This window comes from Saccharopolyspora rosea (assembly GCF_025643595.1).
Lineage (GTDB): Bacteria > Actinomycetota > Actinomycetes > Mycobacteriales > Pseudonocardiaceae > Saccharopolyspora > Saccharopolyspora rosea.
Window position 1 is genome coordinate 3,256,931 of the sequence record NZ_CP102826.1, and the last position, 13,956, is coordinate 3,270,886.

Consider the following 13,956-nt stretch of genomic DNA (forward strand, 5'->3'; position numbering starts at 1 on the left):
GCCAAGCCTAGCGGCGCGCCCGTCGTCCACAGTGGTCGCCGGGGGACGGCTCTCCCCCGCCGGTCCGGGTCACGTTCGAGCGCGTTGCCGGGTGGGGTGGCGTTGTGCGGATGTCGCGGTCGGGGGGTGCACCAGGGTGCTGAGCACCACGGCGATCAGCCACAAGGCGGCGCCGAGCAGGGCCGCGTGGTGCAGGCCCGTGGTGAATGCGTCGCGCGCGGCGGGGTTTCCGGCAAGAGCGCCGAACACCGCCACGCCCAGGGCCGTGCCGGTCTGGCGGGCGGTGTTGTTCACCCCGCTGGCCAGGCCCGCGCGTTCGGCGGGCAGCGCGCCGACGGCGGCGGCCACCAGTGCGGTGGTCAGCAGCCCGGCGCCGATGCCGCAGCACACCAGGACCGGCAGCACGCGCGGGTAGTCGCCGTCGGCGGTGGCCAGCAGCCAGCAGGCGGTGCCGAGTGCGGCGACGGCGGCGCCGGCCACCATCGGTGGCCGCGATCCCCACCGGGCGACCATCCGCCCGGCCACCGGGGCGAGCACGACCAGCGGGACCAGCAGCGGCAGCACCAGCAGCCCGGCGCGCATCGCCGACTCGCCGCGCACCTCCTGCAGGTACTGGGTCAGCACGAACAGCGACCCGTTGATGCACAGGTTCATGATCAACCCGACCGCGTTGGCGGCCGCGAACGTGCGGTTGACCAGCGCGGACGCGGCCCGGCCCAGCCGTGACCACAGCACGGCTGCGGCCAGCGCGGCCACGCCCGCCGCGATGCCGACCACGGCGTCGACGCCGGACCGGCCGGTCTCGATCACCGCGAACACCAGGGCGGTCAGGCCGACCACCGCGAACACCAGGGCGGTCAGGCCGACCACCGCGCAGACCAGCGCGTCGGCCCGCACCCGTTGCGACCGGTCGCCGGGCACCGCGGGCACCAGCCGGGCGATCACCGCCACCGCGACGGCCACGACCGGGACGGCCACGACCGGGACGTTGACCGCGAACACCGCGCGCCAGCTCACGGCCTGCACCAGCAGGCCGCCCAGCAGCGGGCCGGCGGGCAGTGCCAGCGAGGACACCGCCGACCACACCCCCAACGCCCGGGCCTGCGCGCAGCGTTGCGGGTAGGCGCGGGTGATCAACGCGACGCTGCCCGGCAGCAGCACCGCGGCCGCGGCTCCCTGCGCCGCCCGGCAGGCCACCAGCACGGCCACGTCCGGGGCGAGTGCGCACCCCAGCGACGCCGCGCCGAACAGCACCAGGCCGGCCAGGACCAGGGCGCGGTGTCCCCAGCGGTCCCCCACCGCGCCCGCCGCCAGCAGCAGTCCGGCGATGGTCACCGCGTAGGCGTCGACGACCCACTGCATCCCGGCGGTCGAGGTGTGCAGGTCCGCGCGGATGGCGGGCAGTGCCACGTTGACCACGGTGACGTCCAACAACACCAGGAACATGCCCGCGCACATCACCGTCAGCGTCAGCGCGGGCCGCTCGTCACGTCTGCTCGTCACGCCCCCACCCTGGCCCGGTGACGGTTCACGGTGGCCTGAAACGTCGCGGGCGCATCATGGGGGCATGGCGATCCAGGGAGACAGCGACATCGCCGCGGTGGCGGTGCTGTTCGCCGAGCCCGGTCGGGCGCGGGTGCTGCAGGCGCTGGCCGACGGGCGGTCGTTGCCCGCGTCGGTGCTGGCCGCCGAGGCGGGACTGTCGCCCAGCGCGGCCAGCGCGCACCTGGCGCGGTTGCGCGAGGGCGGGCTCATCGAGGTCGAGCGCAGCGGGCGGCACCGCTACCACCGGCTGGCCGACGATCGGGTGGCCGCGGTGCTGGAGGCGTTGGCCACGATCGCTCCTGCCCGGCCGGTGCGGTCGCTGCGCGAGGGCACCCGTGCTGCGGCGCTGCGGCAGGCCCGCACCTGCTACGACCACCTGGCGGGGCGGTTGGGCGTGGCGGTGACCGCGGGATTGCTGCGCCAGGGCGCGTTGCGCAGTGTCGACGGGGTGCCCGACACGCGTCGTCGCCGTGGTGAGGCGCTGTCGAAACCGCTGGCCGATGTCCCGTACGAGCTGGGGCCGCGTGCCGAGGAGGTGTTGGCCGCGCTCGGGGTGGACCTCGACGCGGTGCGCGGTGCGTCGTCGCGGCGGCCGCTGCTGCGGTTCTGCCTGGACTGGAGCGAGCAGCGCCACCACTTGGCCGGGCGGCTCGGGGCGGCCGTGTTGCAGGCCCTGCTCGACGCGGGGTGGCTGTGCCGCAGGCCGGGGCAGCGTGCGGTGACGCTCACCGAGCCCGGTGAGCGCGGGTTGCGCGACCTGCTCGGTGTGGTGGCGCGGGAGGAGCCGGGGGCGTGCGCCGAGTGGCGCGGATCTCGGACCTGAATCGGTCCGGGCGGGTGTCCACTGTGATCTCCGGCGGTGCCGCAACGGCGACGTCGCGCTGGGGATAGCATCCCGCCTAGGCAAAGAGCACTCGGCGAGCAGGAGAACGAAACCTCATGACCAAAGCTCCCGTCACCGTGACCGTCACCGGGGCGGCCGGCCAGATCGGCTACGCGCTGCTGTTCCGGATCGCCTCCGGTCAGCTCATCGGGCCCGACACCCCGATCAAACTCCGCTTGCTGGAGATCCCGCAGGCGGTCAAGGCCGCCGAGGGCACCGCCATGGAGCTCGACGACTGCGCCTTCCCGCTGCTGCAGGGCATCGACATCACCGATGATCCCCGCACCGCCTTCGACGGCACCAACGTGGCCCTGCTGGTCGGCGCGCGTCCGCGCACCAAGGGCATGGAGCGGGGTGACCTGCTGGAGGCCAACGGGGGCATCTTCAAGCCGCAGGGCGAGGCCATCAACGCCGGTGCCGCTGATGACGTGCGCGTGCTGGTGGTGGGCAACCCGGCCAACACCAACGCGCTGATCGCCCAGGCGCACGCTCCGGACGTGCCCGCCGAGCGGTTCACCGCCATGACCCGCCTGGACCACAACCGGGCGTTGACCCAGCTGGCGCAGAAGCTGGGTGTGGCGGTCACCGACATCAAGAAGCTGGCGATCTGGGGTAACCACTCCGCCACCCAGTACCCGGACCTGTTCCACGCCGAGGTGGGCGGCAAGATCGCCGCCGAGCAGGTCGAGAAGGCCTGGCTGCGCGACGAGTTCATCCCGACGGTGGCCAAGCGCGGTGCGGCGATCATCGAGGCGCGCGGCGCGTCGTCGGCCGCGTCGGCGGCCAATGCGGCCATCGACCACGTGCACACCTGGGTCAACGGCACCGCGGAGGGCGACTGGACCTCGGCGGGGGTGGTCTCCGACGGCTCCTACGGCGTGCCGGAGGGCTTGATCTCGTCGTTCCCGGTGGTGGCCCGTGACGGCCGGTTCGAGATCGTCCAGGGTCTGGACATCGACGAGTTCTCCCGGGAGCGCATCGACGCCTCGGTCAACGAGCTGGTCGAGGAGCGCGAGGCGGTCCGCAAGCTCGGCCTGGTCTGATCATCGCGACCTTGCGGGGCCGCGTCCGGGGCACCGGGCGCGGCCCCCGTCGTGTGCGGGGCGGGGAAAACCGGTTGCGCGTGCTGCCAGGCTGGGAGCATGGACCGTCCCGCCGAGAGCATCGAACGTCCGCCGGTGTTGCTGCGCCGTTGGCGGCAGTCCGACCTGTACCGGGCGCACCACGTGGTCACCGAGTCGTTGCCGCACCTGCGGCCGTGGATGGCGTGGGCGGTCGGTGAGTACACGTTGGACACCATGGCCCGGTTCCTGGACGACAGCGACCGCAAGTGGCGGGACGGGGCGGAGTTCGGCTATGCGATCACTGTCGGGGGCGCGATCGTCGGCTGCATCAGCCTGATGGACCGGGTGGGCCCGGGTGGTCTGGAGATCGGGTACTGGCTGCACCCCGCCCACACCGGGCGGGGGCTGGTGACCACCGCGGCGGCGGCGCTGGTCGAGCAGGCGTTCGCGCTGCCGGGTGTGGAGCACGTCGAGATCTGGCACGACGCGGCCAACACCGCCAGCGGGGGTGTGCCGCACCGGCTCGGGTTCACCGAGGTGGAGCGGCGCAGCCCGCCGCGCGAAACCCCGCTGACTTCTGGTGAGTGCGGTGTCGACGTCGTCTGGCGGTTGACCCGTCGCCAGCACGCCGCGGCCGGGTCGTGACGGGGGACGCGGTCGGCGCGGGTGCGGTCACCGGTCACTGGTCGCCGGGTGGCGCGGTGGGGACGTCCGGCGGGCGCCAGAACCGTTCGTAGTGGCTCAGCCAGCGGGAGACGTCGCGCAGCGGCTCGGGGCGCAGTGCGTAGAGCCGGTAGCGGCCGCTCTTGGTCTCCTCGACCAGTCCGGCGTGGCGCAGCACGCGCAGGTGTTCGGACAGGCTGGGGCGGCGCATCGCGAAGTGCTCGGCGAGCTGGTTGACCGGGCGGGGCCCGTCCAGCAGCAGGCGCAGGACCTCGCGGCGCACGGGGCTGGCCAGTGCGGCGAACACCTCGTCGGCCGGTGTGCTCATGCGGGCCTGTCGCCGTGCGGGGACGGTTCCAGCAGGGTCAGCGGGTTGCCGTCGAGGTCGGTGAGCGAGGCCATCCGGCCCCACGGCTGGTCCTGCACGTCGCCGACCTCGACGCCCGCGGCGCGCAGTGCGGCGATGTCGGCGTCCAGGTCGGTGGTGTGGAACTGCAGGTGGACCGGTCCGCCGAAGCTGCGGCCCGCGACGGTGGAGTCGACCAGCACCACGCCGGTCTGGGCGCCCGGCGGGCACACCATGACGAACCGGCCGTGCGGGCCCGCCACGTCGACGGCGAGGTCGAAGCCGAGGGTGTCGACGTAGAAGTCCCGGGCGCGGGCGTGGTCGGCCACCGGGACGGATACGAATTGCAGTCGTGAGATGTGCATGTCCACCACAATAGGTAGGCAAACTCCTACACGCCAAGGTCGACGCCCCGGAGGACCTCGACCAGGTGACACGGCCGTCATCCGATCACTGTGGACGGTCCGATCGGGACTCTCCCCCACCGCGCGGTGCGACCGCGGCAGCCGACTTGGCGCGAACCGCACCACGCCACCCCGCCGACGCCCTATCGTGGTGGCCCCCGGTGGAGGAGGTTCGGCAGTGGACGGTGCCGTGCACGCGCGACAGATCGCGATCCCCGACGACGTCGGGCAGCACACCACCCTGCAGCGCCCCGACTACCACGACGCGTTCAGCGTGCCGCCCGGCGCCCTCGCCGGCCTGCCGGCCGAAGCCGTGCTGCGGAGGGTGCTGGAGCAGTCCCGGCCCGCGCTGCGACGGTTCGTGCGCACCGGGTGGCGCTTCGGGCTCGGCTTCCCGCTCGCCCCGTTCCCCGCGCCCGGCCACGTCCTGGGCTGGCCGATCTCCGCCAGCACACCGCAGGCGGTCACCGGCGACCACGCCGTCGTGTTCGCCACCTTCGTGCGCTACGAACACCCCGCCGCCTCGGTGCTGTGGGCGGCCGCCGGCCCCCTGCACCGCCGCATCGTCCCGGCCCTCCTCCGCGACGCCGCCCGGGGGCACCGGTGAACCGGCTGCACGACCGCACCCGGCCGCTCACCACCGTCGACCCCGCCGCGACCGGCACCGGCGACCTCGACGCACTGGCCGACGTGGTGGGCGACGCCCGCGTGGTGTGCCTCGGCGAAAGCGACCACGGCCTGTCCGAGATCATCCGGCTCACCGACCGCATCACCCGTTTCCTCGTGCAGCACAAGGGATTCTCCGCGTTCGTGCTGGAATCCGGGTTCGCTGAAGGGCTGAAGGGCTGCTCGTCGACCAGTGGGTGCGCGGCGGGCCCGGCGACCTCGACACCGCCGCCGGACACGGCATCACCTACCGGTTCGGCGAACGCGCCGAAACCCGCGCGCAACTGCGGTGGATGCGCCAGTGGAACACCACCGGTCACCGGCTGGCCTTCCACGGCATGGACCTGCCCGGATCCAGCGCCGCACCCGGCCCGGCCGTGCGCACCTGCCTGCACCGCCTGCCCGCCCGGGACGGCGACGCCGACCTCGCCGCGGCCGCCGACCTCGGCCCGCCACCCCTGGCCGCGCGCCGCTGGGCCGAACTGCCCCGGCACGACCGCACCCGCCTGACCGCCGCGTTCACCGACCTCGTCCGGCGCGCCGCGGACCACGGCGACGAGATCGCCCTGCGCTGCGCCCGGTCGCTGTGCGCGCTGGCGGACCTGGCCTGCGGGGTCAACCGCCGCGACGAGTTCATGGCCGACTCGGTGCGCTGGATCCTCGACCGCGAAGACCGGATCGTCCTCAGCGCGCACAACGGCCACCTGCAACGAAGCCCCCGAGCCGGGCAGGCCACGCTCGGCGGTCTGCTCGCCGAGGAGCTGGGCGAGGAGGTGGTCGTGATCGGCACCACCTACGGCAGCGGCCCGGAACTGCGCATCACCCCGCGCAGCCACCGCCCCTACGACTGGGACGTCGCAGTGCGCCGGCGGCGTCTCGAACCCACCGACGTCGAAGCCGTCCTGGACGCCTCGGGCCTGCCCGTGTCCCTGGTCGACCTGCGCGGCGCGCCGGCCGACCTGCTCGCCCCGGCGCGGGGCTGGCGCGCCCAGGGCGGCCGGGTGCCCCTCGACGACATCCCCGCCGCCTTCGACGCGCTCATCCACGTCCAGCGCGCCGACCTCGCCCACGGCGTGGTCGATGCGCTGCGCGCCGACGTCGCCACCGCGCGCGGCGACCGCTGAACCCGCCCCGGGGCGGCCGGTCAGGACGAGGCCGGTGGTTCGGCGCGGGCGCCATCCAGCCGGGCCCGCAGGGTGCGCAGCTGCTCGGTGGCCTCGTCCAGCTGGCGTTCGGCGCGTTCGGCGCGGGCCAGGGTCTGGTCCCGGGCGTCGCGCAGCGCGGCGAGCTGCTGGGCGGCGGCGTCGCGTTCGGCCGCCAGCCGCTGCTCGGACTCCTCCCGCAGCCGCCGCAGTTCGGCGGCCTGCTCGGCGCGCACCCGCTCGGTGTCCTCGCGGTGCCGCTGCGCCTGCTCGGCGGCCTGCCGGGCGTCGCGCTGGGCCTGGTCGAGCTGCGCTCGGGCGTCCTCGGCGGCCTGCTCGGCGCGGGCGGCCCGCTCCACCGCCGCGTCCCGTTCCCGGGCGGCGGCGGTGCTGTCCCGCCGCGCCTGCTCCTGGGCGGTGCGCACCTGCTCGGCCGCGGTCCGCTCGGCCTGCTCCTGCTGCCGGCGCGCCTGCTCGACCAGGTCCGCGGCCTCCCGTCGCGCCGCCTCGACGGCGACCTCAGCCTCGTTGCGGGCGGCTTCGACGTCCTCGGCGGCCCGCTGTTCGGCGGCCCGCGCCCGCTGCTGGGCGGCGTCGCGTTCCGCGCGGGCCGCTTCGGCCTCGCGCGTGGCGTCCTCGGCGGCGGCCTCGGCCGCGCCCCGGGCCTGTTCGGCTTCCCGGCGCTGCCGCTGGGCCTGGGCCAGTGCTTGCTCGGCTTGGGCGACCCGGTGGGCCGCTTCGGCCTGCGCGGCCTGCACCTGCGCCTCGGCGGCGCTGGGATCGGCGATCGCCGACAGCTCCTCGATCGCGCTGCGCACGTTGCGCGACAGCTGCTCGGACAGCGACCGGTACTGGCGCAGCAGTTCCTCGGCCCGCATCCGCGCCCCGTCGAACTCGGCGGCCACGATCGGGGGGTCGTCGGGTTCGCTGCGCTGCGCGGCCAGCCGTTGCCGTTCCTTCCACGCCCGCCACCGGGTGTGCTCGGGCAGGTCGCAGTACTCCGCGGGCCGACCGGGGCCGCCGCCGCGCAGCACCGGCCGCTCGCAGCCGGGGAACTTGCACACCCCGTCGCGGACCTGCTCGGACGCGGTGTCGACCGGCTGCTCGCTCATAGCCGCCGACGGTACCAACACCGCATCGCCGAGCCGTCGAACGGCGTTGCCGCCCAGGCGTTTCGGGCCGCGGCCCCCGCGCGGGCCGGCCGGTGGCGCTTTGGCAGGATCGGCCGGGTGCGCTTCTACGCTGATCTGCACATCCACTCGAAGTACTCCCGGGCCTGCAGCAAGGACTGCGACATCGAGCACCTGACGTGGTGGGCCCGCCGCAAGGGCATCACCCTGGTGGGCACCGGTGATTTCACCCACCCCGCCTGGTTCGAGCACCTGCGCGAGGTGCTCGAACCCGCCGAGCCCGGCCTGTTCCGGCTGCGCGCCGACAAGGACCGGGAGATCACCGCCGCGATGCCCGCCAACTGCGGCGGCGAGGTGCGGTTCATGCTGTCGGTGGAGATCTCGACGATCTACAAGTACGGCGAGCGCACCCGCAAGGTGCACCACCTGTGCTACGTGCCGGACTTCGCCGCCGCCGAGGAGTTCACCCGGCGGCTGGCGCGCATCGGCAACCTGGCCTCCGACGGTCGGCCGATCCTCGGCCTGGACTCCCGGGACCTGCTGGAGATCACCCTGGAAAGCGGCCCCGGTTCCTACCTGGTGCCCGCGCACATCTGGACGCCGTGGTTCGCGGTGCTGGGCTCCAAGGCCGGGTTCGACTCCATCGAGGACTGCTACCGCGACCTGGCCGGGCACATCTTCGCGCTGGAGACCGGACTGTCCAGCGACCCCGAGATGAACTGGCGGGTGTCCGGACTGGACCGCTACACGCTGGTCAGCCACTCCGACGCGCACTCGCCGCCGATGCTGGGCCGCGAGGCCAGCGTCTTCGACACCGACCTGGACTACTTCGCGGTCAAACGCGCCCTGGAAACCGGCGAGGGCTACGCGGGCACCGTCGAGTTCTTCCCCGAGGAGGGCAAGTACCACCTCGACGGGCACCGCAAGTGCCAGGTGCGGTTCGAACCGCGCGACACCCAGGCCCACAGTGGACGGTGCCCGGACTGCGGCAAACCGCTGACCGTCGGCGTGCTGCACCGCGTCGACGCGCTGGCCGACCGGCCCGGAGGGGTGCGCCCGCCCGGCAAGGCCGGGTTCACCAACCTCATCCCGCTGCCGGAGATCGTCGGCGAGATCGTCGGCGTGGGACCCAAGAGCAAGACGGTGTTCGGGAAGGTCAGCGACCTCACCGCCGCGCACGGACCGGAACTGGCGATCCTGCGTGAGGTCCCGGTCGACGAGCTGCGCCGCACCGACGGCGCCGTCGCCGAGGCCATCGAGCGGCTGCGCACCGGCCAGGTGCTGCGCGAGGCCGGCTACGACGGCGAGTACGGCACGATCCGGCTGTTCGACCCGGCCGAGTTGACCCGGCTGCGCACCGGCGGGGCGCCCGCGTTGTTCGACGACTCGCTGTTCGCCCAGCCCCCGGCCGCACCCGAACCCGCGCCCCGCCCGGACCGCAGGCGGCCCGAGCCCGCGGCGGCCGCTCCTGCCGCCGCGCCGCGTGAGCCCGTCGGCACCGGTGTGCTGGCCGGGCTGGACCCCGACCAGCGGGCCGCCGCCGAAGTCGCCTCCGGGCCGCTGCTGATCGTCGCCGGCCCCGGCACCGGCAAGACCCGCACCGTCACCCACCGGCTGGCCCACCTGGTGCTGGAGCGGGACGTGCCCGCGCGCGAATGCCTGGCGATCACCTTCACCCGCCGGGCCGCCGAGGAGATGACCGAGCGGCTGAACCAGCTCATCGGCGACGCCGCCGCCGAGATGACGGTGGCCACCTTCCACTCCTTCGGCCTGCAGGTGCTGCGCGACCACCACGCCGAACTCGGCCTGGGTGCGCGGTTCGGCCTGGCCGACGCCGCCCGCCAGCACGAGGTGCTCACCGAGGTCACCGGCGACGAACGCAGCGCCCGCCGGATCCGGGCGCGGCTGTCGGCGGCACGCCGCGGCGGCGACGCCGACGAGGAGACCACCGACGTCCTCGGCCGCTACACCGCCGCGCTGCGCGAGCACGACCTGGTCGACTTCGACGACCTGGTGGCCCTGGCGGTGCGGCTGCTGGAGGAGCACCCCGACATCGCCGAGGACTACCGGCGCCGCTACCGGTGGATCACCGTCGACGAGTACCAGGACGTCGACGAACTGCAGTACCGGCTGCTGCGGCTGCTGGCGCCGCCGGAGGCGAACCTGACCGCCATCGGCGACCCGGACCAGGCCATCTACTCCTTCCGCGGCGCCGACGTCGGGTTCTTCCTGCGGTTCCGCACCGACTACCCGTCGGCGCCGGTGCTGGCGCTGACCCGCAACTACCGCAGCGGCGCGCACATCGTCGACGGCGCGCTGCGCGCCATCGCACCGTCCACTTTGGTCTCCGACCGGCGGTTGCGGGCGGTGTCGGACCGACCGGCGCACCGCATCGTCGGACACCGGGCCGCCGACGAACGCGCCGAGGCGGCGTTCGTGGCCCGCACCATCGACCAGCTGCTGGGCGGGTCGTCGTTCCACTCGCTGGATTCCGGCCGGGTGCACGGCGACGGGCCCGGCGGGATCGGTTTCAACGACATCGCGGTGCTCTACCGCACCGACGCCCAGTCGCACGCGCTGGTCGAGGAACTGGCCCGGTGCGGTCTTCCGGCGCAGAAGCGCTCCCACGACCCGCTGTCGGCCCGTGCCGGGGTTGCGCTGGTGGTCGGCGAACTGGCCCGCGTCGCCGACCGCGACGGCGATGTCGCCGACCGATTGCGCGACGCGGTCAAACGCGTCGCCGACCAGGTCCCCGACGACGTGCGGCCGGACGTGCACGCCGCCGGGGAGTTGCTGCGCCCGCTCGCCCGGCGCTGCGGCGACGACCTGGAGCGGTTCCACCGCGAGGTGGCGCTGGGCGCGGAGGTCGACGCCCTGGACGAACGCGCCGAGGCGGTCTCGCTGCTGACCCTGCACGCGGCCAAGGGCCTGGAGTTCCCGGTGGTGTTCCTGGTCGGCTGCGAGGACGGCCTGCTGCCGCTGCGGTTCCCGGGCACCGACTGCGACGTGGCCGAGGAGCGGCGGCTGTTCTTCGTCGGCATGACCCGCGCCCAGGACCACCTGTACCTGACCGGCGCGGCCCGGCGCCGGGTGCGCGGCAGCACGCAGGACCGCGACCGCAGCCCGTTCCTGGCCGGGCTGGGCGATGCGGTCACCGACACCGAGGCGGCCGCGCCGCGCCGTGCCCGGGCGTCCCAGCTCAGCCTGCTGTGACCGCCAGCGCGTCGTGACCGTGGATCCACCGCAGCGTGGTGTCGATGGCGGCCAGGTCGCTGTCGCGGCGGTCGGCCCGCGGCCCGTCGGACAGGTGCAGCAGGTCGGAGGCCACCCACGAGCTGCGCTGCACCTGGCGGGTGCGGGTGCGGCGCAGCTGTTCGTAGCGGCGCAGCGCGGTGGCGTGGTCGTCGTGGCGGGCCAGCAGGGCGGCCAGCGCGGCGGCGTCCTCGATGGTCTGGTTGGCGCCCTGGCCGTGGTGCGGGAGCATCGCGTGCGCGGCGTCGCCGAGCAGCGCGATGCGGCCCTGCTGCCAGCGGTGCAGCGGGGTCTGGCCGAACAGGGCCCACCGCTGGTGCAGGCTGGTGGCCGCGACCAGCTGCCGCACCGCGGGGTGCCAGCCGTCGAACGCGGCGGTGATCTCCGCGGGCGAGGCGGGCAGCACCCACTCCGGGGTGTCCCAGCGGTCGGGGCCGTCGACCACGGCCAGGAAGTTGATGACCTCGCCGTCGCCGATCGGGTAGTGCAGCACGTGCCCGCCGGGGCCCATCCAGAACTGGATCGCCGCCGGGTCGGGCAGCAGGTCCAGCCGCTCCCGGGGCACCAGGCCGCGGAAACCGCTGGTGCCGGAGTACACCGCGGGGTCGGTGCCGGTGAGGTGGGTGCGCACCGCCGAGTGCACCCCGTCGGCGCCGACGACGATCTCGGCGCTGGTGCGGGTGCCGTCGGCGAAGTCCAGCCGGACCCGCTCGCCGGTGTCGTCGAGGCCCACCAGGCGGTGGCCGAGGTGCACGTGCTCGGCCCCGACGGCGCGGGAGAGCAGTTGTTGCAGGTCGGCGCGGTGGATGCCGCAGTAGGGGGCGCCGAACAGGCGGGTGTAGGTCTCGCCGACGGGGTGCGCGGCGATGCGGTGGGCGTCGCGCCAGTGGCGGTAGACCAGCTCGGTGGGCGCGGCTGAGCTGCGGGCGATCCCGTCGGCCAGGCCGAGGCGCTGCAGCACGCGCGTGCCGTTGGCCGACAGGGCGACCGCGGCGCCGACCTCGCGCAGTTCGGGAGCCTGCTCGTGGACCTCGGCGGTGATGCCGTGCTCGCGCAGCGCCAGGGCGAGCGTGAGCCCGCCGATGCCGCCGCCGATGATCGCCACGGTTGCTGGGGACATCGGTTCTCCCGTTCCACTCGGGTTTGTACCGATCGGTACAAACCTGGACGGTAGATGTACCGATCGGTACAGTCAAGGGGTGTCCGCCAAACGCCACGACCTGCTGCACCGTGTCGTGCATTACCTGGAGACCCACGGCATCGCCGACCTGTCGCTGAGCCCCCTGGCCGCCGACCTGGGCACCAGCAAACGCATGCTGCTGTACTACTTCGGCAGCCGCGAGAACCTGCTCGCCGAGGCCATCGCGATCAGCCGGCCCGACATCGCCGACCTGTTCGGCGACGTGCACGATGCCGCCGGACTGCGCACCGCCGCCCACCGGCTGTGGCGGACCATCACCACCGGGCGGCAGCAGGGCCCGATCCGCATCCTGTTCCAGGTGCTGAGCCTGGCCCCCACCCAACCCGACCGCTACGCCGCCCCGGCCGCCGAGGCGGTCACCGTCATGATCGACCCGCTCACCGCGGTCTACCGGCGGCTGGGCTGCGACGACCGCGACGCCCAGGCCCGGGCCAGCCTGCTGATCTCCGGGCTGCGCGGCCTGTGCCAGGACCGGCTGGTCACCGGCGACACCGACCGCACCGACGCCGCCGCCGAGGCGCTCATCGACTCCGCCACCGCCCTGCCCGACCCGCTGGCTCCCACGGCCGCGGGCGGGGCGGGGCGGTGACGCGCTGGCCGTCGATCGCCTCAGTTCCCCGGCCGCGGCGGCACCCACATCCCCCGTGGTGATCAGCGGCAGGGGCACTTCGGGGTCGAACGGCGCGGTCATGCGGCCACGGCGCATCGACGGCACGTGGACGAGCAGGTTCTCCATGAAGTAACCCGGGCGCAGCACAGTGGTGTCCACATCGGACACCGATGACAGGCGTCGCTCGAAGCCGTGCAGCCCGGCGACCGGGCCGGGAGTGCGGCACCCACCCTCCGGGGCGGCGGCGAGGTGCCTCAGCCGAGGCGGGTCGTGCAGGAGGCCATGCCCAGCCAGGAGTGCGGGTTGCCGCCCCAGCACCAGCCCAGCCGCGGCGCTGTCCTGCTCACCCACACGCCGGTGACGCGCTTGTCCCCGGCGCGCGAGCCCAGCATCTGAAAGCAGGTGCGCTCGACCAGCCAGCGCGGGAACTGCACGGCCACCGCCAGTCCCTCCTCCAGGGTCAGCGGGCTGGCTCCGGCGTCGCGGAGCAGGTCGGCGGCGTCGTCGGGCCGCACACCGCGGGTCCGCTGCCCGGCGTCCACGCCGCACAGCAGGTACAGCGGGGAGTCCGGCAACCGCAGGCCGTCGACCGGCGCGAACCGGGCCAGATCGGCGGATTCCATCGTGGTGAAGCCGGTCTTGCCGCCCAGCCGGGCGCTGCGGATCATCGTCTCCGGTGTGACGAGTCCCCGGCGCGGGGTCAGCACGAACTCCCCGTCCGGCAGCCGGGGCGCCAGGCCGGTCGCCAGTTCGCGGAACCGGTCACGGCGCATCCCGGCCGCCTCGGCCCACCCGGCGGCGACGAGGACCTCGGTCTGGCGGTGCAGCTCGCGCAGCTGCGGGGAGGTTTCGACTGCGATGTTCACCCGGGCACGCTCCCGTCGTGGTAGCGGTGCGGTGGTGCTTCGGCCGGGACGATCAACGCGCCCGCGGCGGGCGTTGTTCCCGCGCGGGAAAAACCGGTGGCGCCGGTGGGTAGGATCAGGACGTCCGGTTCGCCCCGGCCTCACTCGTTCGAGTGAGAGCCGATGGCCGCGAACACTCTTCGTA

At 74.3% G+C, this 13,956-nt stretch carries 13 protein-coding genes; 7 read left to right on the top strand and 6 right to left on the bottom strand.

The window, feature by feature from the left end; all coding sequences use genetic code 11:
- Positions 1–69: 69 nt before the first annotated feature.
- Complete coding sequence (locus NV263_RS15110) at positions 70–1,503, bottom strand: MFS transporter (protein ID WP_263253942.1); 1,434 nt, start codon at positions 1,501–1,503, stop codon at positions 70–72.
- A gap of 64 nt (positions 1,504–1,567) precedes the next feature.
- Here NV263_RS15110 and NV263_RS15115 point away from each other — a divergent pair, with 64 nt between their 5' ends.
- The 3 genes from NV263_RS15115 to NV263_RS15125 all read left to right on the top strand — a co-directional run bounded on the left by NV263_RS15115 (position 1,568) and on the right by NV263_RS15125 (position 4,137).
- Positions 1,568–2,368: an ArsR/SmtB family transcription factor gene (locus tag NV263_RS15115; protein ID WP_263253943.1), complete on the top strand. Its 801-nt coding sequence runs from the start codon at positions 1,568–1,570 to the stop codon at positions 2,366–2,368.
- 116 nt (positions 2,369–2,484) lie between these two features.
- On the top strand, positions 2,485–3,471 hold the full coding sequence (locus NV263_RS15120) for a malate dehydrogenase (protein WP_263253944.1): 987 nt from the start codon (positions 2,485–2,487) through the stop codon (positions 3,469–3,471).
- 99 nt (positions 3,472–3,570) lie between these two features.
- Positions 3,571–4,137, top strand: coding sequence for a GNAT family N-acetyltransferase (locus NV263_RS15125; RefSeq protein ID WP_263253946.1), 567 nt, complete (start codon positions 3,571–3,573; stop codon positions 4,135–4,137).
- A 34-nt stretch (positions 4,138–4,171) separates the two neighbouring features.
- Here the strand turns inward: NV263_RS15125 and NV263_RS15130 are convergent, their stop codons facing one another.
- The gene (locus NV263_RS15130; protein WP_263253947.1) at positions 4,172–4,483 is read right to left on the bottom strand and encodes an ArsR/SmtB family transcription factor; all 312 of its coding nucleotides are present in this window, start codon (positions 4,481–4,483) and stop codon (positions 4,172–4,174) included.
- A complete protein-coding gene (locus tag NV263_RS15135; protein WP_263253948.1) occupies positions 4,480–4,866 on the bottom strand; it encodes a VOC family protein in 387 nt (128 codons plus the stop codon). The genes NV263_RS15130 and NV263_RS15135 overlap by 4 nt, the downstream gene beginning before the upstream one ends.
- 217 nt (positions 4,867–5,083) lie before the next feature.
- On the opposite strand from NV263_RS15135, the gene NV263_RS15140 reads away from it, so the two are divergent.
- Both NV263_RS15140 and NV263_RS15145 read left to right on the top strand, forming a co-directional pair.
- Positions 5,084–5,512, top strand: a complete 429-nt coding sequence (locus tag NV263_RS15140; protein ID WP_263253950.1) for a hypothetical protein — start codon at positions 5,084–5,086, stop codon at positions 5,510–5,512.
- Positions 5,513–5,768: 256 nt separating this feature from the next.
- Positions 5,769–6,695 (top strand): erythromycin esterase family protein, encoded by a 927-nt coding sequence (locus NV263_RS15145; protein ID WP_263253951.1) that lies wholly within the window; start codon positions 5,769–5,771, stop codon positions 6,693–6,695.
- A 20-nt stretch (positions 6,696–6,715) separates the two neighbouring features.
- On the opposite strand, the gene NV263_RS15150 is transcribed toward NV263_RS15145, so the two are convergent.
- Positions 6,716–7,825 (bottom strand): coiled-coil domain-containing protein, encoded by a 1,110-nt coding sequence (locus NV263_RS15150; RefSeq protein ID WP_263253952.1) that lies wholly within the window; start codon positions 7,823–7,825, stop codon positions 6,716–6,718.
- Between the two features lie 117 nt (positions 7,826–7,942).
- Between NV263_RS15150 and NV263_RS15155 the strand changes: the two genes are divergently transcribed.
- A complete protein-coding gene (locus NV263_RS15155) occupies positions 7,943–11,056 on the top strand; it encodes a UvrD-helicase domain-containing protein (protein ID WP_263253954.1) in 3,114 nt (1,037 codons plus the stop codon).
- On the opposite strand, the gene NV263_RS15160 is transcribed toward NV263_RS15155, so the two are convergent.
- Positions 11,043–12,215, bottom strand: a complete 1,173-nt coding sequence (locus NV263_RS15160) for an FAD-dependent monooxygenase (protein ID WP_263253955.1) — start codon at positions 12,213–12,215, stop codon at positions 11,043–11,045. The two genes, NV263_RS15155 and NV263_RS15160, sit on opposite strands and share 14 nt — an antisense overlap.
- A 79-nt stretch (positions 12,216–12,294) precedes the next feature.
- Between NV263_RS15160 and NV263_RS15165 the strand changes: the two genes are divergently transcribed.
- Positions 12,295–12,885: a TetR/AcrR family transcriptional regulator gene (locus tag NV263_RS15165; RefSeq protein WP_263253957.1), complete on the top strand. Its 591-nt coding sequence runs from the start codon at positions 12,295–12,297 to the stop codon at positions 12,883–12,885.
- Between the two features lie 275 nt (positions 12,886–13,160).
- On the opposite strand, the gene NV263_RS15170 is transcribed toward NV263_RS15165, so the two are convergent.
- Positions 13,161–13,772 carry a DUF5701 family protein gene (locus NV263_RS15170; protein ID WP_263253959.1) on the bottom strand — a complete coding sequence of 204 codons (612 nt, stop codon included), beginning with the start codon at positions 13,770–13,772 and terminating at the stop codon, positions 13,161–13,163.
- Positions 13,773–13,956 lie beyond the last annotated feature (184 nt).

Coding starts and splice junctions, on each gene's coding strand:
- NV263_RS15115 (WP_263253943.1), top strand. CDS start 1,568: ATGGCGATCCAGGGAGACAGCGACATCGCCGCGGTGGCGGTGCTGTTC.
- NV263_RS15160 (WP_263253955.1), bottom strand. CDS start 12,215: ATGTCCCCAGCAACCGTGGCGATCATCGGCGGCGGCATCGGCGGGCTC.
- NV263_RS15125 (WP_263253946.1), top strand. CDS start 3,571: ATGGACCGTCCCGCCGAGAGCATCGAACGTCCGCCGGTGTTGCTGCGC.
- NV263_RS15120 (WP_263253944.1), top strand. CDS start 2,485: ATGACCAAAGCTCCCGTCACCGTGACCGTCACCGGGGCGGCCGGCCAG.
- NV263_RS15135 (WP_263253948.1), bottom strand. CDS start 4,866: ATGCACATCTCACGACTGCAATTCGTATCCGTCCCGGTGGCCGACCAC.
- NV263_RS15150 (WP_263253952.1), bottom strand. CDS start 7,825: ATGAGCGAGCAGCCGGTCGACACCGCGTCCGAGCAGGTCCGCGACGGG.
- NV263_RS15130 (WP_263253947.1), bottom strand. CDS start 4,483: ATGAGCACACCGGCCGACGAGGTGTTCGCCGCACTGGCCAGCCCCGTG.